Genomic DNA, 25,013 nt, shown 5'->3' with positions numbered 1-25,013 from the left:
CTTTGAATACGTATGCAAGCTTGTGTTAGTTATATTATGTTATTAGTCATCACTAGGTTAATAGGTAAAGACATGGTGTTATGTCGGGCTATATTTTCAGCTCGTAATTTTCAGCTAGTAAAGTTTAGCTCGTCAGTTTTAGCTGATCACTTTATGTCGAGCAGATCGGGTATAAGTCATGGGAAATATTCCCCCCACAAGCGACTACATACGTATGCAAAATTAAGGAAAATCAATGCATACGTATGCAAAGGCTATTCCCCACCAAATGAATTGCGTATTCTTATGCTGTAATAATAAAGAGAGAATTCAAGAGCAAGTAATAACCCTATTTTTAGTGTCTTAAATGAATTCAAAATACAGCCTGGAGTTTTATAATGAGTGAACAAATGTGGTGGCGTGGTGCAGTAATTTATCAAATTTATCCGCGCAGCTTCTATGATAGTAATCAAGATGGTATCGGTGATTTACCTGGCATAATCAGTAAGTTAGATTATATTGCTAGTTTAGGCGTTGATGCTATTTGGATCTCGCCATTTTTTAAATCACCCATGAAAGACTTTGGCTATGATATTAGTGATTATCGTGATGTCGATGCTATTTTTGGTACTTTAGCCGATTTTGATGAATTAATTGCTAAAGCACATGAACGCAATATTAAAATCATGATAGATCAAGTGTTGAGCCATACATCAGATCAGCATCAATGGTTTATTGATAGCCGTGAAGACCAAAGCAATGATAAATCTGACTGGTATGTTTGGGCTGATGCTAAAGAAGACGGTACCGCGCCTAATAATTGGTTATCTATTTTTGGTGGTAGCGGTTGGACATGGGAGCCTCGTCGTCAGCAATATTATTTGCATAACTTTTTAACTAGCCAGCCAGATCTTAATTTTCATCAGCCAAAAGTGCGAAAAGCTGTGCTTGATAATGTTGAATTTTGGTTAAAGCGCGGTGTTGATGGTTTTAGGTTAGATGCGATAAACTTCTGTTTTCATGATGCTCAACTGCGTGACAATCCGGCTAAACCAAAAGCGTTAAGACAAAGTATCGGCTTTGATGAAAAAAATCCTTATGCTTATCAATATCATTATTTTAATAACACCCAAGATGAAAACTTAGTTTTTATTGAATCTATTCGAACCTTATTAGATCAATACCCTGGTACCGTCACTTTAGGTGAAATATCTTCAGAAGACTCATTAAAAACCATGGCAGAATATACCCAAGGTGATCATAGATTACATATGGGCTACAGTTTTGATTTATTGACCGATGAATTTTCAGCTACTTACATTAAGCAAGTTGTACAAACGCTTGAAGAACGTGTGTCTGATGGTTGGCCTTGTTGGGCGATTTCAAATCATGACGTGCAACGGGTGATCAGTCGTTGGGGGAAGAGTCAAAATGCAGCGCAAAATGCTGATTTAGCTAAAATGCTATTCGCCATGATTTCCTCTTTACGCGGTAGTGTCTGTAGTTTTCAAGGGGAAGAGCTTGGTTTAACTGAAGCTGACATTGCTTTTGAAGATATTCAAGACCCTTACGGTATTACTTTTTGGCCGCAATTTAAAGGACGTGATGGTTGTCGTACGCCGCATCCATGGCAACATGATGAAATTAATGCCGGCTTTAGCCAAGCTAAGCCTTGGTTACCTGTGGCGGTTGAACATCAAGAAAAATCGGTGAATTTACAAGACAGTTCAGCAGACTCAGTGCTCAATAGTTATCGTCATTTTACCCAATGGCGTAAACAACACAGTGCATTGCTTTATGGCGATATTGCTTTTGTTGATTCGCCAGAGCCGATACTGGCTTTTATCCGACAAGATAGCGTTGAAAAACTCTTAGTGTGTTTTAATTTTAGTGATCAAACTCAAGCGTTCTCACTTGATTTATTCAGCGATGAACTCTTAGCGCTAAGCGATCATAACTTAACAACCGCTCAGGTTATTAAGGGAAAAACTGTTGACGGTAAAACGCTTGATAGCAAAATAATATTACCCGCTTTTGGCTGTTTTTATGCTTCGTTATAACGTGATATAGAGAATATAAATGATGAGAAAATTGTTATCCCTTTGCAGTTTATGCGCGCTAACCTTAGTGGTTAATGTAAAAGTATATGCTAGCGATGTCAGTGAAAAATTTACGGCAAAAGCGGTTAAATTAGCGCCTTATCAACAACGAGACTTTCAGGATGAAATTTTTTACTTTGTCTTACCGGACCGATTTTATAATGGAGATAAAAGTAATGATTTAGGCGCAGCAGCAAATGATACCAAACGTGCTATATCACGTGGTGGCTTTGATAAAAAAAATAAAGGTATGTATCACGGTGGTGATTTAGCCGGGCTGACAGAGAAATTACCTTACCTTGATAATATGGGCATAAGCGCTATTTGGTTAACACCGGTATTACGCAATCAAGCGGTGCAAAACGGCAGTTCAGGTTATCACGGTTATTGGATTGTAGATTTTAGTGAGATAGACCCACATTTAGGCACGAATGCAGCATTAAAAAACTTTATTGATAAAGCCCACGAGCGCAATATTAAGGTATTTTTCGATATTATTACCAACCACACAGCTGATGTTATTAAGTATAAAGAATGTCACAGCAGTGATGGCTTAACTTGGCTGCTTGAAGATAAAAACTGCCCGTTTAAGTCACTAGCACAACTTGCACAAGGCGATACCTACACACCCTTTATTCCACAAGGTAGTGAAAACCTGAAAACACCGGCATGGCTAAATAGTGTTGATGTTTACCATAATCAAGGTGATTCTAATTGGGTAGGTGAAAGCGCCATTCGTGGTGACTTTGCCGGTCTTGATGATGTTGATACCAATAGTGAGAAAGTGGTTAAAGGCATGATTGATATTTACACCGCCATTATTGATGAGTTTAAACCTGACGGCTTTCGTATTGATACAGTAAAACACGTTAATATGGCTTTTTGGCAAACGTTTTCACCTGCCTTGATAGCACATGCCAAAACACAAGGTATTGATAACTTTTTTATGTATGGCGAAGTCTATAGCTTTGAGCCTGAGCTGCTAAGCCCTTTTACCGTAGAGGGAAAGCTACAATCAGTTTTAGATTTTGCGCTACAAGGTGCACTTCAACAAACCTTGGTTGAGCAAAAAGGCACTGATGTGCTCGCAAAATTATTTGCTCAAGATTATTTATACCAAACGTCGCATCAGGATATTGAAAATACTAATGCAAACCAACTGGTTAACTTTACTGGTAATCACGACATGGGGCGCTTTGCTTATACCTTAAAAGAAAGTGACTATAACTATAGCGAAGCAGAGCAAATTCAACGCAATTTGTTAGCCCACGCCCTGTTGTATTTTAGTCGTGGTGTGCCGGTTATTTATTATGGTGATGAGCAAGGTTTTGTTGGCGATGGTGGTGATCAAGCCTCACGCCAAGACATGATGCCATCTCAAGTGGTGAGTTATAATAATGATGATTTACTGGCAAGCAATCATACGACTGCAGATGATAATTTTGATACCAGCCACTTGTTTTATCAGAAATTTGCTCAGTATGCCGAGTTATACCAACAATACCCGGCGTTACGTTTTGGCAAACAAAGTACGGTATACGCGCAAGGTAAACCCGGTGTTTTTGCTATTACGCGCTCACATACCTTTTCGTTAAATGAACAAGAAAAAGAGCAAACTTTACTGATTGTTTTTAATACGGCCGATCAGGTTAAATCACTTAAGGTACTTAATAGCGGTATTTATAACGATAAGCATGCGAAGCGGCTTTATTTATCAGCCGATAGCCAAGGCGATGATAAAATAGCCCCATTAAGCTTTGCTATTTATCAGTTGCCATAACCTACCATCAGGTTAGCAACTTTTATCTCAACCTTTTACTGACCTTACTGACGATACCTTAGACAGCCGATAACTAAACCGACGGTTGTTTATGCCTTTAAACTGGCATGCATTAACAAGGCAGGTATCTAAATGATTAACGCTACAATAGGGATCACGATATTCGTGGTTCTCTTCTCACAATCCAATTAGCGGTTCAATTCGGCGATTATAGTGCTGTTATTTATTTTTTCAGTATTTTCACTATCATCCTGAACACAGCTTATTAAAAATATTTTTTGATCATCGCGTTACACTTCTTAACAAGGCGAATACGTTTTTTCGGGTATTATTACATGACTCTTCAGTATTTAATCCATTCTTTACAATACGATAAATATTTTATTCCCCATAATTTCCGAGAACTAATATGACATTACAAAAATCAATACTTGCCGCTGCCATCACATTGGCAACGTTTAACAGCTATTCAGCTTCTTTTCAGTTAAACGAAACCAGTGCTTCTGGCTTAGGTCGTGCATTTGCTGGTGATTCAGTGATCGCCGACGACGCGGCTGTTTTAGCGCGCAACCCAGCAGCCATGGCCTTATTCGACAAAAGCTCTTTTTCATTAGCCGCCACATATATCGATCCCGGTGTCAATATTAAAGGTATAGATGCACCCGATATGCTTGGCGCAGACTACGATGTTAGTCAACTTGACCAAGATGGTGTGGTACCAACCGCTATTATTCCAGCCATGTATTTTATTAACCCGGTCAATGATACTTTTGCTTATGGTATTGGCATTAATTCAAATTTTGGCCTTAAAAGTGAGTACGACAACGATTATGCTGCTGGCTCGATTGGTGGTAAAACCGACCTGAAAACGGTCAACGCTAATATTAGTGGCTCATACCGTGTCAATTCACAGCTTAGTCTAGGTTTAGGTATGAACCTAGTCTACGGTGAGGCTGAATTAATTAGGCATGCAGGTAGCGTGTTAAAAGCGGGTGTTACTATTCCTGGCGTTGGTACCCTTGTTGCACCAGTACCAACCAGTACTGAAATTGTTAATATGGCAGGTGATGATTTTGGTTATGGTTGGAATGCCGGTGTTGTTTATGAAATCAATGAAGATCACCGATTTGCGCTTTCTTATCGTAGTAAAGTAGAACTTGCATTTGAAGGCGAATTTTCTGGACTTGCAGTACCGGAAACTGCGGCTAGCTTATCGGTAGATATGCCAGCCGTGTCAGAGTTTTCAGGTTTTCATCAAGTTACACCGCAATGGGCTACACATTACAGCATTATGTATACGCAATGGTCGAGTTTTGAAAAACTTGAAGCCTATGCCGGCAATGAACTAGCGTTTGAAAAGCAAGAGAATTTTGAAGATAGCTATCGCTTTGCTTTAGGCGCAACCTATGATGTTAATCCAGTACTCGCGTTAAGACTTGGTGTTGCGTTTGACCAATCTGCTGCTGAAGACTATCGTTCAATTTCAATACCTGATAGTGACCGATTATGGTACAGCGCTGGCGCTACATATCAGTTAAGTAGCACTGAGAGCATCGATTTTGGTATTTCATATATTAACGGCGATAATGTCGTGGTCACTGAAGAAGATGCTTTATTAGGTCAATTACCTGAATCACTTAGTGCATTTGTTGGTAATAAAGACTGGAGCTTTAGCTCAGAAGGTAACGCCTTGCTGTTGGCCGTGCAGTACAACAAAAGCTTTTAAGGTGATAAGGTGTTTTGCGCAGTTAATTAAATATTCACCTTATTTACCGGTAGTTTAAAGCGTTTTTTTAGCTTTATATCAGCTAAACCGTGCTTCAGTTAAAGCCAATCGTGTAGACGATTGGTTTTTTTATACTTAAGGTAAGTCTCCATTATTGATATGGGTTCTAACCTTTGATGCTGGTATGAGTAAAATAGCTTTATGCTATTACTTTGATTTAAAATAAACTTTCAATAACAGTTGGACGTTGTCCTAAAACATTCGCTGTTTTGGCTAAACGTTCGGTCTTATTTATTTACATTATGTCGACTTAATAACAGCAGCTTACAGATTAATGTAATGCTATACTTTTGACAATAACACGATATTCCAGTGACAAATATTCTACATTTAAGAGGTTTTTATGGCACAACAAGGTTCTGGCGGTAATGTTTTAGCAGCTATATGCAGTTTTTTTATTCCAGGTTTAGGCCAATTGGTGCAAGGGCGTTTACTGCCTGCTATTTTGTTTTTTGTTTTCGCCAGTATTTTCTGGGCACTTTCATGGTTAATCTTCCCGATTGCCTTCGCACTTATTACACACTTGTGGGCAATTATTGACGCTGCAAAATTCTCCAGCGGTAACAGATTTTGAAAACATTAAAAACGCAAAATAGCGCAGTATCAAGATTATACTTGGTTGTTATTGCCCTAGTGTTACTGGTTGGCTGTCAATCGGCTTATTATTCTGCCATGGAAAAAGTGGGTGTGCATAAGCGCGATATTATGCTCGATCGGGTTGAAAACGCCCAAGGCGCTCAAGAAGATGCTCAGCAACAGTTTCAATCGGCATTAGAGCAGCTGTCTCAATTGATAAATTATGACGGTGGTGATTTGACCACGCAATATGAATTGGTCAATGACCAATATCAAGCCAGTAAAGCTTCGGCTGAAGAAGTGGCTTCTCGTATTGAGGCTATTGAAAGCGTTGCCGATGCACTGTTTGCTGAATGGAATGAAGAAATTCAACAATATTCAAGTAATAGCTTGAAGCAAAAAAGCCAGCAAAAACTGAGAAAAACCGAGCGTAATTACCAAAGTTTGATTAAGTCGATGTACCGAGCTAAAGACGGAATGGCACCTGTGTTATCAGCTTTAAAAGATAATAGTTTATATCTCAAGCATAATTTAAATGCGCAGGCTATTGGCGCCTTACAAGGCGAGTATAAAACCATTAAACGCGATGTTGAATCTTTAGTGTCAGAAATGAGTAAAGCGATAGCGCAATCACAGCAATTCATCAACTTGTTAAAAGCAGAATAGCTTGTGAAGCTTTTTATTTTACCGACCATGGTGCTCACATTACGATAGTTTTTTTGTCTTTTTATTATATATAATTAATCATGTAAAACAGGAGCATAAGCAAACTACTTTGTGTATGGCTCTGTGTTATTTCTTCAACGTATAGGAATCCAACATGGGTCGTTATTTTAAACGCCTAAGTCAAATTTTAGTTATTACCTTTATCCTCCTTTATGGTCTCATTTGGTTACTCTCACCGATTATAATACGTTATGCTCTTAATACTTATGGATTGCCTAAGCCTTTATTGCTAACTTCTGCATCTAGTATTCGCTATAACCCGTTTACAGCTCATTTAACTATTAGTCATTTAGAAGTTAAAACTAATCAGCAAAGCAGCGCACTTAAACTGCAAAGTCTGAACGCAGAATTACATTTACATCAGTTATTGTTTGATAAAATTTATGTGGCCGAATTTACGGTCAATGGCTTATTTATTCCTGTCACGGTCAATGAGTCGTCACTCAATGTTGCCGGCATTGAATTACGTAGCGAAAATTCTACCCCGTTAGCAACAGAAGCAGAAACAGAGCAAGCAAGCACTGACTTTCCTTATCAAGTTATTATCCCTGAATTTACCTTAACCGATGCTGACATCGAATTAGTGCATTTTTCACAAACACATAACATTCAATTAGATTCATTTTCTTTACAGAACATTTTACTTGCACAAAATGAACAAGAGATTAAATTAAATCTAGTCAGTCATTTAAATGGCGCACTAATAGAAGTGGCGTTAGATGGTCGTTTGTTGAAACAACAAGGCAAAATTAGTATAGATTTGAATGCGAAAAATATTGCCTTAAGTTCAGCAAAAACTTTTTTGCCTAGTTCTATATCAGCATTGGATGGCAAAGTAAGTTTTGACAGTAAAATGGATATTGTTATCAGCAATGAGCAAACATCAGTCAATACTAGTGACCTAATAGCCTCAGTTGATGATCTGCATGTCGAGCAAAATAATATTGCTCTAGCTATTAAGCGTCAAAAAATTCAGGTGCAAGATTTAGCGGTATTATTACAGCCAAACAAACCCATCAATCTTGATGTCATGTTGAATTATGTTATTGAAGGACTTGCGGCAAAATCGAAAGAGAGTAATGCGCTCTTAGCTGAAATAGAAAATTTATCAGCCAATAATATTGCCCTTCAATACCAGCAAAACAGGGCTAAAGTAACGATTGAAAATGTGCAAGTGGCTAACAGTGAGTTTTCAAAAAATAGGCAACAAAATATGCCAGCATTAGCGGCCTTTAATAGCTTGTCGGTAAATAATATTGAGTATACGCCTGAGCTTATCGCCGTTAATAACATAACTTTATCCGGACTTGTGGCTAACGTTTTATTAGATAAAGAAAAGCAATTGGCGACACTGGTTGCACTTGCTAATAACGAGGATAAAAAAACACTTGGCACTGAGCAAGAAAGTAAAACGGCTGATAATGAGCTTGTTACACCAGAGCTTTTAGTTGATGAAACGAATAAACCTATTAAGCCTATATTTAGACTAGGGCAGTTTAGCTTGCTTGATGGCGCACAGATAGACTTTAAAGATACGAGTGTTACACCCTATTATGAGCGTAACGTAAACATTACTCATTTGCTTTTGTCAGATCTTGATAGTGGCAAGCCTGAGCAGGAAGTTGTGCTTAATATACAAGGAAAAAGCGATAAATATGCTAGTTTTGACCTAAAAGGACGAGGCTTACCCTTTGCTCCCCAGCAGAAGTTCACGCTAGATGCTGTGGTTAAAGAGGTGAGTTTACCGGGTATTTCTAGCTATATTAAAGAGGCCTTACAATACGAGATTGAAAGTGGCCAACTTGATATAACGCTTAAAGCCGCCTTGACGGGTAAGCAACTGGATGGCGATATTGATTTATTACTTCGAGGTATAGAGTTCACTTCAGCGGATGATCACGAAAGAGGTGTGATAAAAGAGCAATTTAGTGTGCCATTTAATGTTGCTTTGGGTATGTTAAAAGATTCTGATGGTAATGTGGCCTTGTCGCTACCACTTACTGGCGATACGAGTTCACCTTCATTTGGCTTGTCAGGCTTGTTAACCTTATTGGTTAAACAGGCGACGATGTCAGCGGCAAAAGATTATTTGATCACCACGTTTGTCCCTTATGCCAGTGTGATGAAAGTGGCCATGGCAGCGGGTGAATTTGCCCTTAAACTAAGAATTAACGACTTAACTTATCCGGCCAGTGCAACTGAATTGAATACAGAACAATTAGAATTTAGTCGCCAAATGTCTGTGATGCTTGCCGATAGAGACAAGGTTAATGTTAAGCTTTGTGCTGTAGCAACCGCGAGCGATATTGCATTGACTGATGCTTCACAAGCGCATCAGCCGGAAAACATAGCGCGCTTAAATATACTATCGCAACAACGTGTGGAGATATTTAAAGCGCACATGGTTGAGCAATTAAAAGTTCCTTCCGCACGGCTTTTGTTTTGTACGCCACAAATAGACACTTCAAACGGGGCTAAACCACGTATAAAGTTTGTTATTTAGGTTATTTACTTGCTTAATAAGTCGTTCACTTAATTAATCAAATGAGTCTAACTTTAGTGTTTTTAAAAAAGTAGGGGTGTTATTTTATAATAGCATCAAGCATCAAGTATAAAGAGATAGCAAGAAATGCCATAGTTAGCCTATAGTTAATTTCTTCGCATACAACACAAGCAAAAGGCAAGACCCGCTTAAATTGATACGACAATAACTGCTACAACAGTTGCTGCAATAGAGCGAAATTTCTCGTACTTGTGTGTTAAAAATTCGGCTATTATGCCGAATTTTTTGCTTTTAATTAATACTTACGATTGACTTGTGGCTTGAGTTAAACGTTGAAAAAGTTTTTCAGCTTGTACTCTTTCACTAAATATTGATGTGTTATCTAAGCTTTTTCTAAGTACGGTTAATGCTTCTTTGTTACGTTCAAGCTTGGTCAATGTGAAGGCTAAATGATAAGTAATACTTGGGTTGTTTGAGTCCATAGCATAAGCATTACGTAGTAGATTTAAGGCTAAGTCATAATCGCCTTGTTGAGCGATGATCCAAGCATAAGTATCTGAAAATGCGGCTGACGTCGAGTTAATCTCAACGGCTTGCTTTGCGTAAAACCTAGCGGATTCCAAATCTTCAAATTGTAAAATACTGGCTAAATTATTTAATATCGCCGCCTGATTTTCTAGCGATTTAACGCTAGCCAGTTTTTCGTAGTGCGGCTTAGCGGCTAATAAATTGACATTATTTAAATAATGATCAGCAAGTAAATTGCGTGCTAAATGGTAGTCAGGAAAATCTTCCAGCAGTGCAGTTACCAGCTGAATAAATTCATCATTTTTTATATTTAGCTGCGCGAGTTGATAGAGTTTAATTAATGCTTGGGTATTTTTCTTATCAAGTATTAAGGTTTTAAAGTAATACGCTTGAGCGGGTAGAAATTGTTGTTGGGCATAATAATAATGGCCACGAAGTAGTGCTGTAAGACTATTTTTTGGATGTTGCTGTTCAATGCTATTCAAAAGCTTGTTGCTTACAGCATAATCTTGCAAAATTAAATTTATATTAACCAGCGCAAATTCAATGTTAAGTTTATCAGCTGAGTTACCCTCTATAGTAGAAAGAGCTTGCTCAAGACTCACCTTACTTGCGACTAACATGTTTGCTTTAGCTTGAAGTTCGGCTAACGCATAAAATTCTTGTGAAGATTTTGCCAAACTCGATAATATATCTATTTGCTTGTTGCTGTTGTCTTGATCTTTTAAGGCTAAGTAAACTTGCGCTTTTAAGCGTACATATTTAGGATTTAAAAAACTTAACTTGGTTAATTGATCCAATAAACTCATTGCCGCTATGTTCTTTTGCTGGCTAATATAAATATACAGCAAAGTCTCCAATGCAGAGATATTGCTTTGTTCTTTTTGTAACAGCTGAACAAGTGTTGCAATGGCGTGGTCAACTTCACCCAAATCTCGATTGATTTTTGCTTGCAATATTAATACCTGACTTGCATTGGGTGTGCGTGCTAATAAGTCATGACAAATAGTTAACGCTGGCGCGAGTTGATTCACTAAGGCAAGGGCAGAAGCTTTATTGAAAAGGCTGGTATAATCATTGGGTTTTATCACTAAAATTTGTTCAATAATGGTTAATGCTTCAAGCCATTTGTTTTGTGCTAAAAGCAGTGTAGATTTCAATTTTAAGTAATCACTATTGTTTACATCAGTTATCAGTAAGTTATCTGCGATAAGCATTGCAGCAGCAATATTATTATTTTCTTTTAAAATTAGCGCTTTGGTGATCAGTAATTTTGGATGTGCATCTAGGTTTAGCGCACTATCAAGTAACGCTAAAGCGCTAGTTGATTGGTTAAGACGAGTTAACAATAGCGCTTCTGCACGAAGGTAGTCAGCTGTTTTTTGAAAGTGAACAGGCAAATTATTTAACATTTGCTCAGCTTTAAAGAGTTTATTTTTTTTCAGGTATATTTCAACTAACTGCAGTGATAATTTTAGATCATTTTTAATTAACGCCGGCTTATTTTCAAGTGTCGTTTGTGCTTTAGACCACTGTCCTTGGCTTATATAAATAGACACCAGTAAATTAATGGCAAATAAGTCGTCTGAATTATCCTTTAGATAAGCTTGCAGTTGTGTTTGTGCTAGCTCAAAATCCCCTTTGACATAAGCACTGACACTAGCGACATAGAGCAACGACTGATTACTTCGCTTGTCTTCATCACTCAGTAAAGATAAGCGATTGCTGATGTCGTCTAAAATTAAGCGAGACTCTGCTTCTTGATGGCTATTTGATAGCAATCGGCTTTTTAGTAATAGTGCGAAGGGGTCTTCAGGGCTATTTTTTAGCACTAAATCAATAATGCTTAAAGCATCATTTATACGATTTTCACCAGTATATACATTGGCAAGTGTACGTTGAATAAAGGGGTCTAATGGCGCAAGCTGATAGGCTTTTTCCAATGCGATTAAGGCCTGCTTATATTCAAATTTGGCTATGTGTAATTGCCCTTGCAAATACCAACCTTTTGCATCTTCAGGAAATAAAGATAACAGCTGCGTTATTTTTTCATTTGCTTGGAGGTGTTTTTTTTGCGCTAAAAAATGAGTGGAGAGGCTTTGTAGTACCTTAATATTATCAGGCGCTATCACATAGGCTTGTTGTAAATATGAGTTGGTTTTTTCTGTTTTATCTAGAGTACTATAGGCATTAGCAGCTAATAATAACCATTGTAAGTGGTTGTTGTTATTTAATTTCCCTAAGTCGTTTAATGCAATAACTTGTTGGTATTGTTTAGATAACATCAATGCGTTAGCTAATTCATTTAATATTAAATTGATGTCGGCGCCATTGCTTAACGCTTCTTGATATAAGCTCGCGCTGTCAGTGTAATGATGCTGTTGTAGTAGTATTTTTGCCATTAATAATTGGCTGGGTAAGTCATCAGGCGTATTTTTTAAAGCATTTTTTAGATGTATATAAGCCGCTTCTATTTCACTGGCATTAAATGCGATGTGGGCTTTTTCATAGTCATAACTGGCATAACTAAAAGGAATGACCATCATTGACAATATTAAAACGGTATAGCGCATAGTACCTCGGGTTTCTTTAAAAGTAGTGTTGATATTGAAAATTTTATAATAGAATTTTAGTAAAAATAATACGCGAGCAGAAATGAAAAAAAGATGGTCACAGCCATCTTTTTTATTGATCAGGGTTAAGTGCGGCGTTTACCAAAACGCGTTAAGCAGATTAACGCGATTAAAAACATGACTATCGTATTAGGCTCAGGTACTTGCGCTGGATCACTAGCTGATTTGCTGAAAGAAATACCAGATAGCTTCATTCCATCATTACCTTCCCATGCGGCATTACCACCAAATACAGAATTTAATGCCCCAATTAACCACATAGTTGAATACTGGTCCTGAGTATCACCATGAAAATTTGAGTAATAACCACTAGCATTTTCGACTTGAGCATAATCTGACTTTAGGGTATGGCCACTTGCTAAGCCAGCCCAAGTTTTGTTATTTAAACTGTTAGAATTAGTAAACACTGAATTATCTAACGCTGCTACACTGACTTGGGTTTGGCTTGCACTTTTTGCTATCCAGCTATAGCTTGCACTGACTAATGATACTTCTTCAGAAAAAGACAATAGAAAGAAGTCATAGTCTTTATAACCACAAGTACCAAAATTATCTGCAGAATGGCTGTATGTATTGCAGTAACCACCATGTTGTTCGTCTTGATTTTGCATAGACCAACCACCATTAAATTTATCAAAATCTACAGCGCGTTTAATTGCACTGTCTTGACTACGATCGGTTGATAAATTAGCGGTATCAGACCAGCCAGAGACATTAATAGTTACGCCATCGACGTTAACATCAAACTGATTAAAGTTACTTCTTGTTTCAATTACGTTACCAAAACCTGCGGTTGTGGTACTTGCTAATGCAGGCCCAGAGAGTAATAACAATCCTGCCATCATTAGCCTTGTGAACGAATACCTCATTAATCTACTCCTATAATTCTTTATTAAATGTATATTAATATTTTCGACATATACAACGCGTTAAGCAAAAAGCAGGCCGATATACTTTGTTCTTTACTTACAGTTAGTTATGTTTATGTTTTTTTTGAACTGTAAAAAAAGCTGACAATATTTTAAGGTATTTATACTAATGACTCGCATTTCACTGCTTTTAACTTTAATCTATTAAAAAATAACAGTTATTATGGTGTGATGTGAAGATAAGTTGCTCGAGAATTTGGTGCTTAGTTACTTTTGAACTTTTACGTTTGTTTACCACTAAGCGTGGCTTATTGGCGTTATCAGCCTTTGCCACAATCTGGTTTATTATCTTGTATTATTTTGTTGGCTCAGCGTCTTCAATGGTTATTTCGCCTTCATTTGAAAGCATGGCGTCGCAACTGTTTGGTGCTTTGGGACTAACGGCGCTTTTAGATTGGCCGGTCGCTGAATACGCTATTTATTGGTTGGTGGCGGTATATTTTTTCCCAAGCTTTGCTTTATTGGTCTGTAGCGATCAGTTTTGTTCAGATAAGCATCGTGGCACATTAAGGTTTATCACCCTAAGAACAACTCGAGCCGAGTTAGTATTAGGGCGTTATGTAGGTCAGCTGCTTATTATAGCGATATTAATATTGCTGACCTCAATAGCGACAACTATATTAGCCAGTGTGCGAGATGTAACACTTTTATCAGCCAGCCTACAGATAGGTGCTAAATTATCTTTAGAATTATTAATTGTTGTTATGCCGTTTATTGCCTTAATGTCATTGCTTAATAACTTGGTTAATTCAGCGCGACTGGCGATAGTTGCCGCTACATTATTTTTTGCTTTAGGCCCCTTGGTGCTTGCTTTTATTCAATATCAATTTGGCCAAGTTTTTTATCTAAACTGGCTATTTCCAGGTGAGCAAATAAGCAGTATTTTATCGCAAAATAACATGGTTACTAGCCAATATTTATTACCTTTAATACAGACCGCTTTGTTATTAATGACCAGCCATTTCCTGATGAAGAGGGCATCACTATGAGTTTAATTATCGATGTTCAACACGTCACGAAACGATATGGAGATAAAACAGCCCTAAACAAGGTTGAGTTTTCCTTAGAAAAAGGTGCGCCAGTGGCTTTAGTAGGCCCTAATGGTGCAGGTAAAACCACTTTGTTCAGCTTGTTATGTGGCTATATTCAGCCATCATCAGGCAAGATTAGTATATTAGGACATGCCCCTGGAAATTCAGCGCTGTTTGGGCGTTTGTCAGCCTTGCCCCAAGACGCGCAACTAGACCCTAGGTTTACGATTGCGATGCAATTAAACTTTTATGCTCGCTTACAAGGTATGAGCAACAAGTTAGCTAAAAAAGATACGGCTAGGGTTTTAGACATGGTAGGTTTGTCGGATGCGTTAACTAGCCTACCAAGTGAGTTATCGCATGGTATGCGAAAACGCGCAACCATAGCGCAAGCCTTATTAGGTAGCCCGGAAATTGTCATGTTAGATGAAGCAACCGCTGGGCTTGACCCGGCTAATGCTAGAGAGATACGCGCTATTGTTAGTGAGCATGCCAGCGACGTTAACTTTATTTTAAGCTCTCATGATCTTAGTGAACTTGAGCGACTATGTGATCAGGTGCTTTATCTCGATAATGGTCAGTTAAAACAGCATCAAACGCTGAATAATAATGACAGTGCTGGATTTTTAACGCTGAGAATGAAACAAATTTATTCAGAAATTATACCGGTAATATTACAAATTCCTGGGGTTAGTCAGGTGGCTATGACACAAGATAAAGAATACTTACTTACCATCAGTAATGAGCAAGGTAAGCTAAGCATTGAAATGAATTTATTGACGGCTTTAGCAAGCAATAATTGGTCTTATACTCAACTTATTAATGGTAAAACACTTGAAAACCAATTGTTTTAACGAAAAAAAATCTGAAATTTTTTGATGGGAATATCACTGTTGTACTACTCACTTACCTGGCTAAGGGCAAATAGATAAAGACCATTTCCAGCGTTATGGATTTCAACCATATGTCTATATCGCTGTCGGTGATTAAGTTAATACAGGGTGCAGCCGTCGAGAATAACTCTTCCTGGCGGTGCAACCCTATCTCGCTCTACCTTCATTATCCATGCCTTTTAACTAATCTTTTATTGATTTGCAAAAAGTTGCCTATTTAAGAGGAGCGGGTATATATTCTCCCTCTAAGCTCGCTGGTATTTGGCCATTAGATAAATTATTAAGCCAGCTTAAATACTGCTCATAAGACATAGGTTTAGCATAGTAATAACCTTGGCCAATATCGCAACCAAAACTGCGTAAAGTTTCTTCATCTAAGCTGCTATTGATGCCTTCTGCAACCACTTCTAAGCCCAGCCCTTTTGCCATTTTTACTGCAGTTTCCGCAATAACTTTACGTTTATTATTGCTACAAACATTTTCAACAAATTCTCGGTCTACTTTTAACTCTTGGAACGGCAACTGATTAATTTGCGACATGGAAGCATAGCCAGTACCAAAGTCGTCAAGACTAATCGTAATACCTAGTTTAATAAGGTTTTCTATGGTTTCTATTGCGATGTTATTTTGTGCAAAAGAAACAGATTCTGTTAATTCGAAAATGATTTTTTCTGCTTTAATATCACTGCGATTAATTATCTTGGTGATGTCATCAATAAAATTTGCTTGAATAAGGTCTTTACCACTGATGTTGATAGACACCATGTGATTGAGACCCGTATGTTGGGTTAGTGCTGCTTGTTGACTCAAAGCGGTTTCTACTACCCATAAGGTTAATGAGGGTATTAAACCAAAATCTTCCGCGACAGGAATAAAAATGTCAGGTGAAACATGACCAAGCGTTGGATGTTGCCAGCGAATTAAACATTCACTACCACAGACTTTATTGGTTTTTAAATCGATCTGTGGTTGATGAAATAACTCAAACCCTTGCGTTGTTATTGCTTGTTGTAGGTCAATGGCCAACTGTATTGATGAAGGACTACTTTGGTTATCTTTTGGCGTGAAGTAAGCCCATTTATTTTGCGTTAACTCAGCTTTATTTGCGGCAATTGACGCGTTATTGATCATACTTGTACTTGAGCTATCATGAGCAGAAAAGTTTGCTAAACCCACATACGCGGATAATGGCAGTTTGAGATCTTTAATATAAAAAACATCACGAACGGCTTGCTGAATTGAGTTAACAAATAGTGCTATATCTTGCTCGTTAGGTGAATTGTCAATGACGATAGCCAAGCTGCTATTTTCGAGATAGCAGAGTTTCTCAAATTGCTCAGTGATATTAAGTACAGCATCATTAAACCTGAACAATGAAGATAATTTTAGATAGACCTGTTGAAAGAATTGGATGCATATTTGTTCATTGATATACAGTTCGATACGGTGAAATTGCTCTGGTTTGATCACTATTACGGTAAAGTCTTGCTTACCTTCTTCTATTAGCTGACTGATTTTATGGTCTAAATTTGTTTGTCTCGGTAAATGGTTACTTTGGTGGTAGGCAACCATAGTTAGCTTTTCTTGCTCATTGCGGCGAATACGCTCAGCTAAGGCAAATGACATAAAAGTTACTTCAATCATGATGGCAAATAGGAGTGCATTACCCGTTAAAAAGCTATATTCAAGCTGATTAAGCAGCACCATAGGTTGAATAACACCGCCAATTAATAAGGGCAACCAGGACAAGAAGTAAAAGCGTGCCCATAAAAAATCCCGCTTCAAGCGGTTAAGAATTAAGAAGAGTGTGACAATGTAAAATATTGGCTGCAGAGAGAAAAAAAGTTTAATTTGTGTTAATTCGTCGAGTGAAAGAGAATATAGCCCTAATAAACTTAGAACAATACTAAATACAAGTGAATATTTGTAAGCCCAATGTTTTAAACGGTCATAACGTAAAAAATAAACCGTAAATAACAGTAAAAAAATAATCAGTAAAAAATGTGTAAAGATAATATATTTATTGAGTAACTGCATTACCTGGTCGGAGAAAAGAAAATATCCATAACCTGTTAATGAGGACAGTGCTGCAAAAGCAGATAATAAGTAACCAATATACAATAAATAAACTTTATCTTTGTCAGCAAAAAATAATACTAAGTTATATATTGCCATGATGAGTAATATGCCGATAAATGCGCCATATATTAATTGAGATAGCATTACTCTTTGTTCGAAGTCTTGCGGGGTAAATAACAGCAGAGGAATATTAGGAGGACCAGAGTTTTTCACTTTTATCAGGTATTCACTATGGCCGAATTGATTCAGTTGTAGTCTTGCATAAGGGTAAACATTTTGGCTTAATTCTTTTGAGTTGGCGCGTTTATGATAAATTTCTTCTGGCGCGGTTAAGGCGTTTAGTTGATAAACGATAAAAACATCAAGCATACTATGTTCGGCCATCAATATTAGTTGCTTGTTGCCACTATCTTGAATAAAGCTTTCTGGCGCGCTGGCAGTTATCGATGTTTTATCAATAGGATAATGCAGAGATAGTTTTATCCAATAACTTTGCTGTGCTAATGTATAAGGAATACTATTTAATTTACTAGCGATAAAGTCAGTATTACTTAAGACATTATTAAGGTCAGTATTGTTAGTTTTATCAATGTAATAGCTGCTATTAATAGTAACGTCACTATTTAGTTCGCTGATGTTTTTTTGGTCAATATTATGAATAAGGCCAGCAAAGCTTACAACAATAGCAAGTAAAATGATGGCAATTAAAGCGGTGGAAATTCTTTTGCTGAATTCGGAAAATATCAAGAAATACATACTCATCTAAGTGAATGATAATTCAAAATGTTGGCCTTGCGGTTAACTTTCAAGACTCACCACATTTTCGTTACGGCACACATCATTTCGCTCAACAGCTTGTAGTCTAATGCTTAGCTTATGCTTGTTAGATATTTTTACTAGATTATATTACCTTGCTATACAGAATAATTGCACGTTAAAGGTGCTGCATTGTACAAATAACTAAAAAGTACAACTAACGCTATAACCAGTAAAAGTAAGCAGTAAAAAAATCGACAGTTCGATAGTCGCTAAAAAATTTAATATTTCTATTACCAATAATGTAACAGAAATATGACTATCAAGTCACTGTTTTAGTATTAATGAAATAATTTTCGAATGAAATTCAACGACTAGGGTGTAAAATAAGATTGTCAGAGATAAAGCTTTGGGTGGTATATTTTATAAATCAAACCTACAAAAATAATCAGCGGTAAGTGTAGAGCATATCTTAATAAATTCTTTATTTTTAAATTCCACACTAATTTTATAGTGACTTGGAAGCAAAAATTTTGTCATGGCTGAGTGAAACTAACCCATAGTTTTTAAAGACCAATAGAGGACATTAACATTTTAGAAGATGTATCTAGTTGTCAGTTATCCTTGGAGATAGTGAACATAAAATTGGGTATAGTTAGCATTGTCTCAGCAACAAAAGTTAGTAATTTAAATAACGCTTTAAAATTAGCTAATGAATAATTGCTATGATCTAGGCATGTTAAAAATAGCTGCTGAAAGGCAAACGGAAAAATGGGTCAATAAAGCGTTACTGTTTAAGCTTGCAGTTCACCGCTAATTGGCGAGATATAGCTAAAGTTCGTTGCTAAGATAGCCTGTAATTTATGAGGAATAAAAAACATGTGCGGTCGGTTCAATATGACCTTTGATAAGGGTGTTAAAAAACTTTATACCAGCTTAAAAATTAACAAGGTAATTGATAAGCCTATTAATAGCCGTTGTGTAAAGGCGGCGGATACCATTTCCATTGTCAGGAATGTAGGTGATCAACGGCGTGTGGAAAACGCTACTTGGTGGTTATTGTTAGACCAAACGGTAAATGGTTTTAAAGCGTCTAAATTTACTTCATTTAATACACGATATGATAAGTTAAACACCCCAAGAAGTGCAGGTTATCAAGCCTACCGTAGTTCACGGTGTGTTATTGCGGTTAAAGGTTTTGGTGAAACTGAATTTGTGAATAAAAAACCTATACATTATTACGATATGGCAGCAGAGTCAGGTGGTTTAATACTTGGTGGTTTGTGCCGTGAATGGAAGCACCAAACAACAGGTGAAATAAAACTTAGCTGCTCGGTTATTACCTTGCCACCACACCCAAAGCTGATGAAAATTCACAGCAAAGCAATGCCGCTAATCCTACCGCAAGAATCACTATTAGTAGATAGGTGGCTAAATACTCAATTTAATGAGGTTGAGCAATTTGAACACTTGCTACAACCCCATATTCCACAAAATCTTATTGCTCACCAGATTGATAAACCTATGACTTATAAAACGATCTCAGAGTCACAGCTTATTAACCATGATTGATTCTATAGGGTGGCCGTAACGCTTAATTAAACACTGTCTTTCTTTAGAGCCAGTGGTCTCCTTGGGCAGAAAAACATCTTATTTTAACAAGTGTTTAACACGTATTTTGATAGAAAATATGACACTTCAGCAGATGCAGCTAAGGAAAAAACATTACCCATTATTGACGTTGATAAGCTATTGCAAACTTAGCACAAAAAGTAGAGGTTCAACCATGAACAGACTAGGATTATTGGCTTTGGTAGCAAAGTAGAGCTGTGATCTATCATAGTTGGTCTTAATCATGATGTGACATATGAACTTAGCGTCCACTTACTTAACGTTTAATGCGTGATTTTCTAAGGCCTAATATGGCCCTTAACGAATTAGAGATAAATAAAAAATTGCCGTTAAGTTTTATAATAACAAAACCTTAAAATTTCATAGGCTTCTCGGGTTTTGATAAAGTCATCTGCGCAGCCGCCTTTATCAGGGTGATTAATGAAAACTTTTTTTTGGTAAGCCTGACGTATCTTAGACCAATCCACACCTTGATTTAGTCCTAACGTCGTCAGGGCATCGCCAACCTTATCTACCGCCTGATATTTTTGCCAAAAACTATCAAAAAGTGATTCAACCTCTTCAACAGTGATGTTATTTAAATTAGACCAGTTTAAATAGTAGTGGGCCAGATCATTATCGCGCGTGGTCAGGGAATTTTTAACGCCAGCGCAATGTGGTATCAGACATATTTTTAAAGGAAAAATTGTCAGTGAAAAACCCTCTGATTGAATATCATGTTGAATTTGATACAGCGCATTCATAACAAAAAAATTCTTTTGGAAAATGGCTATCTGAGGAGCGACATCCGTTAGAATAAGCGCAAGAAAGTCTTGTTCACAAAGCTTTACCAAATCAAGCAGCGAGCAGGAGCTTTTCTGCTCTCTTAAATATCTCAGTATCGAAATAATTAAAGGATTGGTCATAAATTTCAGTTCCCTTTCTATTTATTGCACACACATTACTGTCAGCGGGCACAGTACAAGCTAGCGTTCACTGGTTAGAGTCAAGAGTATCTTGCTCGCTCTTAAACAGACCATAGCAATAATGAGGATATCAGGTCAAAATAGTACTAACAATTAAGCTTTTCAGCTCAGCCAAAATATCCACTGTTAGCGAATAGAAGACCATTTTATGAAGATATAAAACAGCGCTTAATAGACTTTTTAGATACAAAAGCTGAACATGTCAGAATATAGACATGAAAGATTAATCAAGAGATACAAATTCATTAGCCAGAAATTATTTGAGATATACTTTCTAATGACATGTTTTATTTAAAGACCCTGTAACAAAAACTGTTACAGGGTCTATTTAAACGATAAAAAAATTTTAGTAAAACTCAAGGAAAGGGAATCGCATGTGCCTTTATTTACTCCCTGTTTATTCTTTAGTTATAAAATCAACTCGCCGCTTGAATCCGTTTTATCTGGTTGCTTACATCAGATAAATTTCCTGTTTTAAGCCAAACTTTTGCGCCATTACTTTTTGCTGTTACTGTTAATGTGTCGCCTAAAGGTAAACGCATCCAGCTATGCTTTTGCAGTAAATCATTTTGTGCTTGTAATTCCCCGGCTAATACTAATACCTCTGCACCTTCAGGAACCGATAAACTCATTTTTGTATTCGGTTCAAAATAATAAACCGAGACTTCTTCATGTTTGTCTTTGTATAACGGGGTAATAGATACGCCAACTGTTAGCGAAGGAATCGCTGACATTTTATTCATCTGGAGGCGAACATGGGTTCTATCTTCAGGTTGAAATTGCCACAATTTTACAAAAATAATACAGCCGTTATCAGAGCGTGGCGTATGACTCGATTGTGGAGGATTTCGAACATACGAGCCGATAGGGAAATCTCCACTTTCATCTTGAAATACACCGTCAAGTACCACAAACTCTTCGCCGCCGGTATGAACATGAGGAGAAAATTTACTGCCTTTTGCGTATCTTACTATGGAGGTTGCTCTAGCCACCTCGCCACCTACTCTATCTAGAGGTCTTCTTTCAACACCTGGCATAGGTGAGGCTAACCAGTCTAACGAGGCACTATGAACAATGGCTCTTTGCGTAAAATCATCAAGAATTCCCATCAATAAATCCTAGTTAAAAAAGAGTAAAGGGGAGCGAGTTGTTAATGCCATTGAAGCGGTTAAACAACTCGCGATATAGTTTTATTTAAGGCTTGGTCGGTCTTGAATCTTTGCACGCCATGCAAGTAAATGTGTGTATTGACTTGGCACGGTGAGTTGACCAAAATCAGCAAAAGCAAGACCTGCGAATAAGGTGATATCAGCCATCGTAAATTCGTCACCGGCGACATACGGCGTGTTACTTAATACGGTATTAAAATATTTAAAACCGGCCAGTACATTGTTAGCTTGTTTATTGCCCCATGCTTTATTTTGGTCTATTTCAAGGTCGGGTCCTAAACCATCAGTCGCATGATGAAAATAAGTAGCGGCAGCGTCAAGTACCATAAATTCAGCTCTGCGTTGCATCATGCTAATAACAGCACGCTCTTTTGCAGACGTTCCTGTTAATGAAATACCCGCAAATGTGTGATCGATATATTCAATAATAGCTGAACATTCAGAAATATAAGTACCATCATCTAATTCGAGTACTGGAACACCCGCAGCTGGATTTTTTACTAGGAAAGCATCACTTCTATGCTCAGCGTTCATTACATCAACAGGAACAAAAGTAACCTGGTCTAGCGCATTTTTTTCAGCTAAAGCCATTCGAACACGAAGTGGATTAGGAAAACCTTCAACATCATATATTTTCATTTTTATTTCCAATTAATGAGTGTAGTTAAATAAGTATTATTTTATTTACTATTAACTTACTTAGTTTTTATATCTAACAACCAATTTGTCTATCTATTGGTAGGTAGTTTGGTTGTTTTTATATCAATTGTCAAATGTTAACTTGTAGCTAAATGTAGCTGCTAGCGCGTTGTAAAATAGCTTGCTTTTACATTGAACGCTAGTTAATATTATCTATCAGTAGGTAGGCAGGTTTGAGGTGTTAATGAATAAAAAGCGCGTAATTATTGTTGGTGGTGGATTAGCTGGTTTGTACACAGCATTTCAGTTAGAACAGTTAAATATTCCCTATGTGCTTTTTGAAGCGAAAGATGTTTTTGGTGGGCGCATTCATAGCGAACAGCCTAAGGGAAATAATGATGAAGCGTTATTTCATGATCTTGGCCCAACATGGATATTTCCGCATCATTATCGTATGAAAGCATTAGCCGCTAATTTGCAGCAAAATTTATTTCATCAGCATATTGCTGGCGCGGTTGTTTATCATGAACATACCAATATAGCCCCTAAAATCATTAAAAATGGTCAAGGGCCTTTATTGCATCGTTTAGAAGGGGGTTTATATAAACTCATTTTGGCTTTACAAGCTAAGTTATCAAAAAGTAATTACCAGCTAAGTTGTCAAGTGGATCGTTTACTAAAGGTCAATGATACTTGGCAAGTAACAGTGAAAAATACAAAAGATGCTTCGGTGGTTATTCACGAAACCGACCATTTAATATTAGCCTTACCACCCAGACTTATTCATGAATACTTAACGCCTGCTCATTGGGCGAGTGAAGCGTTAACAAAAGCGTTATTGGCTGTACCCACTTGGATGGCAAACCAAGCAAAGTTTATAGCGACTTATCATAAACCTTTTTGGCGAGACAGTGGCTTGGCAGGACAAGCATTTAGTCGCGTTGGACCTATGGTAGAAATTCATGATGCCTCAGCCGCAGATCAGCAGGGTTTTGCATTGTTTGGTTTTATCGGACTTTCATCCCAAGCCATAAAAAGTGTCTCTATTGAAGATTTAAAAGCCCAGTGCGTTAATCAGCTTAAGTTATTGTTTGGCGAAGCAGCCGAGGACTATCAACAATGTTATTTAAAAAGTTGGGGTAACGATGTCCATGTTGCCACAGATAACGACAGAGCAGAGCCACCGGCGCATCCTGATTTTCATATCAAGCGATTTTCTCAGGAGTTATCGTCATTAAATTTATATTTGGCAGCTAGTGAGTTTTCTGAGCAAGACGCGGGTTACCTTGAAGGCGCGATTAACGCTGCTGATACAGCGATTAGTTTATTGCAAAAAGAACTCTTGTTTAAAAGCACTAAAAACGGACCAGCATCTTAGTAGTATCTATTTAGCGAAATTATTAAGTATTTGAATAAAATGACTTAGTCATTGATAATAGCTGATATTATTGAGTAATTAACATCAGCAGTAACCTTGTCTGCTTATATCGCTAATACGGGCCTTAAAGTTACTCAATAACTTCATTATTTACTTAACCTCTCAGATAGCATTTATTTATGAATAAAAAATCTCAAATACTCACATTAGCTGAAAACAAAGTAAGGTCTGGCGGCTACGGTAATTTTAGCTTTAGAGAGCTTGCCGATGAAATCGGCATTAAAAGCTCAAGTGTGCATTACTATTTTCGCACCAAAGCTGATTTAGCTGCAGAATTAGCCCATCAGTATACCGATGTATTCTTAGCATCACTAAATGATGAAAAAGCAAAGCAACCAGAGAGTAGTGCGATTAAGCTCTATATTAATATGTTCAAAGCGGCATTGGAAAAAGATAACCAAATGTGCTTATGTGGTTTATTAGGCGCACAGTTAGACGCCTTGCCAGAGCAAGTAAAAAGTGAAATTAAACGTTTTTTTGAATTGAATATAAACTGGTTACAACAAAGATATATTGAAGAAAAAGACATGACAGCAGCAAGTGCCAAAGCTAAAGCTATTCAGTTATTAGCCTCTTTAGAGGGCATGATGATTTTATCTAAAGTATTAGATGATAAAACGGCTTTTGATAATATTCAAGATTATCTTTAACCACGTATTCTGACAAACTATGCTATTTAGACAATGTTGCTAAACAATATTTACTTAAGCTACGTGCCATTGTTTTGGAATTATTGAGGAATGGTTATCGCATTAAGCCATATTAGAAAAACACCTAAATCTCATTTTTTATGTCCAATCACATAAGTCCGTGAATAGCCTAAACGAAGCTAAACCTATATGAAATTAATCCCAAAAAACAGGGTCAAAGCG

Annotated in this window: 17 protein-coding genes; 11 read left to right on the top strand and 6 right to left on the bottom strand. The window is 37.2% G+C overall.

Annotated features, from left to right (window positions below; genetic code table 11):
* Window positions 1-377 precede the first annotated feature (377 nt).
* The 6 genes from H4J41_RS12640 (at window position 378) to H4J41_RS12615 (ending at window position 9,449) form a co-directional block, all read left to right on the top strand.
* Window positions 378-2,039: an alpha-glucosidase gene (locus H4J41_RS12640; protein ID WP_182137750.1), complete on the top strand. Its 1,662-nt coding sequence runs from the start codon at window positions 378-380 to the stop codon at window positions 2,037-2,039.
* A 19-nt stretch (window positions 2,040-2,058) separates the two neighbouring features.
* Window positions 2,059-3,858 (top strand): alpha-amylase family glycosyl hydrolase, encoded by a 1,800-nt coding sequence (locus H4J41_RS12635; RefSeq protein WP_182137751.1) that lies wholly within the window; start codon window positions 2,059-2,061, stop codon window positions 3,856-3,858.
* A gap of 409 nt (window positions 3,859-4,267) precedes the next feature.
* A complete protein-coding gene (locus tag H4J41_RS12630; RefSeq protein WP_182137752.1) occupies window positions 4,268-5,584 on the top strand; it encodes an outer membrane protein transport protein in 1,317 nt (438 codons plus the stop codon).
* A 403-nt stretch (window positions 5,585-5,987) separates the two neighbouring features.
* On the top strand, window positions 5,988-6,218 hold the full coding sequence (locus tag H4J41_RS12625; protein WP_182137753.1) for a hypothetical protein: 231 nt from the start codon (window positions 5,988-5,990) through the stop codon (window positions 6,216-6,218).
* Complete coding sequence (locus H4J41_RS12620) at window positions 6,215-6,886, top strand: DUF2959 domain-containing protein (protein WP_259364558.1); 672 nt, start codon at window positions 6,215-6,217, stop codon at window positions 6,884-6,886. The genes H4J41_RS12625 and H4J41_RS12620 overlap by 4 nt, the downstream gene beginning before the upstream one ends.
* A gap of 154 nt (window positions 6,887-7,040) precedes the next feature.
* Window positions 7,041-9,449, top strand: a complete 2,409-nt coding sequence (locus tag H4J41_RS12615; RefSeq protein WP_182137754.1) for a DUF748 domain-containing protein — start codon at window positions 7,041-7,043, stop codon at window positions 9,447-9,449.
* 302 nt (window positions 9,450-9,751) lie between these two features.
* Here the strand turns inward: H4J41_RS12615 and H4J41_RS12610 are convergent, their stop codons facing one another.
* Complete coding sequence (locus H4J41_RS12610) at window positions 9,752-12,550, bottom strand: tetratricopeptide repeat protein (RefSeq protein ID WP_182137755.1); 2,799 nt, start codon at window positions 12,548-12,550, stop codon at window positions 9,752-9,754.
* A 125-nt stretch (window positions 12,551-12,675) separates the two neighbouring features.
* Complete coding sequence (xdp1, locus tag H4J41_RS12605) at window positions 12,676-13,479, bottom strand: exosortase-dependent surface protein XDP1 (RefSeq protein WP_182137756.1); 804 nt, start codon at window positions 13,477-13,479, stop codon at window positions 12,676-12,678.
* A 233-nt stretch (window positions 13,480-13,712) separates the two neighbouring features.
* Between xdp1 and H4J41_RS12600 the strand changes: the two genes are divergently transcribed.
* Together H4J41_RS12600 and H4J41_RS12595 are read left to right on the top strand one after the other, a co-directional pair.
* Window positions 13,713-14,528 (top strand): hypothetical protein, encoded by an 816-nt coding sequence (locus tag H4J41_RS12600; RefSeq protein ID WP_182137757.1) that lies wholly within the window; start codon window positions 13,713-13,715, stop codon window positions 14,526-14,528.
* Window positions 14,525-15,424 (top strand): ABC transporter ATP-binding protein, encoded by a 900-nt coding sequence (locus tag H4J41_RS12595; protein ID WP_182137758.1) that lies wholly within the window; start codon window positions 14,525-14,527, stop codon window positions 15,422-15,424. Before H4J41_RS12600 ends, H4J41_RS12595 begins: the two co-directional genes overlap by 4 nt.
* Before the next feature lie 252 nt (window positions 15,425-15,676).
* Here the strand turns inward: H4J41_RS12595 and H4J41_RS12590 are convergent, their stop codons facing one another.
* Window positions 15,677-18,289 (bottom strand): EAL domain-containing protein, encoded by a 2,613-nt coding sequence (locus tag H4J41_RS12590; RefSeq protein WP_182137759.1) that lies wholly within the window; start codon window positions 18,287-18,289, stop codon window positions 15,677-15,679.
* Window positions 18,290-19,177: 888 nt separating this feature from the next.
* Here H4J41_RS12590 and H4J41_RS12585 point away from each other — a divergent pair.
* Window positions 19,178-19,870 (top strand): SOS response-associated peptidase family protein, encoded by a 693-nt coding sequence (locus tag H4J41_RS12585; RefSeq protein ID WP_182137760.1) that lies wholly within the window; start codon window positions 19,178-19,180, stop codon window positions 19,868-19,870.
* 389 nt (window positions 19,871-20,259) lie between these two features.
* On the opposite strand, the gene H4J41_RS12580 is transcribed toward H4J41_RS12585, so the two are convergent.
* The 3 genes from H4J41_RS12580 to H4J41_RS12570 all read right to left on the bottom strand — a co-directional run bounded on the left by H4J41_RS12580 (window position 20,260) and on the right by H4J41_RS12570 (window position 22,703).
* A complete protein-coding gene (locus H4J41_RS12580; RefSeq protein ID WP_182137761.1) occupies window positions 20,260-20,835 on the bottom strand; it encodes a DNA-J related domain-containing protein in 576 nt (191 codons plus the stop codon).
* Window positions 20,836-21,311: 476 nt separating this feature from the next.
* A complete protein-coding gene (locus H4J41_RS12575; RefSeq protein WP_182137762.1) occupies window positions 21,312-22,004 on the bottom strand; it encodes a cupin domain-containing protein in 693 nt (230 codons plus the stop codon).
* Window positions 22,005-22,085: 81 nt separating this feature from the next.
* Window positions 22,086-22,703 (bottom strand): glutathione S-transferase, encoded by a 618-nt coding sequence (locus H4J41_RS12570; RefSeq protein WP_182137763.1) that lies wholly within the window; start codon window positions 22,701-22,703, stop codon window positions 22,086-22,088.
* Between the two features lie 244 nt (window positions 22,704-22,947).
* Between H4J41_RS12570 and H4J41_RS12565 the strand changes: the two genes are divergently transcribed.
* Together H4J41_RS12565 and H4J41_RS12560 are read left to right on the top strand one after the other, a co-directional pair.
* On the top strand, window positions 22,948-24,081 hold the full coding sequence (locus tag H4J41_RS12565) for an FAD-dependent oxidoreductase (protein WP_182137764.1): 1,134 nt from the start codon (window positions 22,948-22,950) through the stop codon (window positions 24,079-24,081).
* A gap of 179 nt (window positions 24,082-24,260) precedes the next feature.
* Window positions 24,261-24,791: a TetR/AcrR family transcriptional regulator gene (locus H4J41_RS12560; RefSeq protein WP_182137765.1), complete on the top strand. Its 531-nt coding sequence runs from the start codon at window positions 24,261-24,263 to the stop codon at window positions 24,789-24,791.
* Window positions 24,792-25,013 lie beyond the last annotated feature (222 nt).

The sequence above is a fragment of the Colwellia sp. MB3u-45 genome, assembly GCF_014077005.1.
GTDB lineage: Bacteria > Pseudomonadota > Gammaproteobacteria > Enterobacterales > Alteromonadaceae > Cognaticolwellia.
The sequence above is the reverse complement of the archived record's forward strand: the minus strand, read 5'-3'. Positions and strand labels throughout refer to the sequence as shown.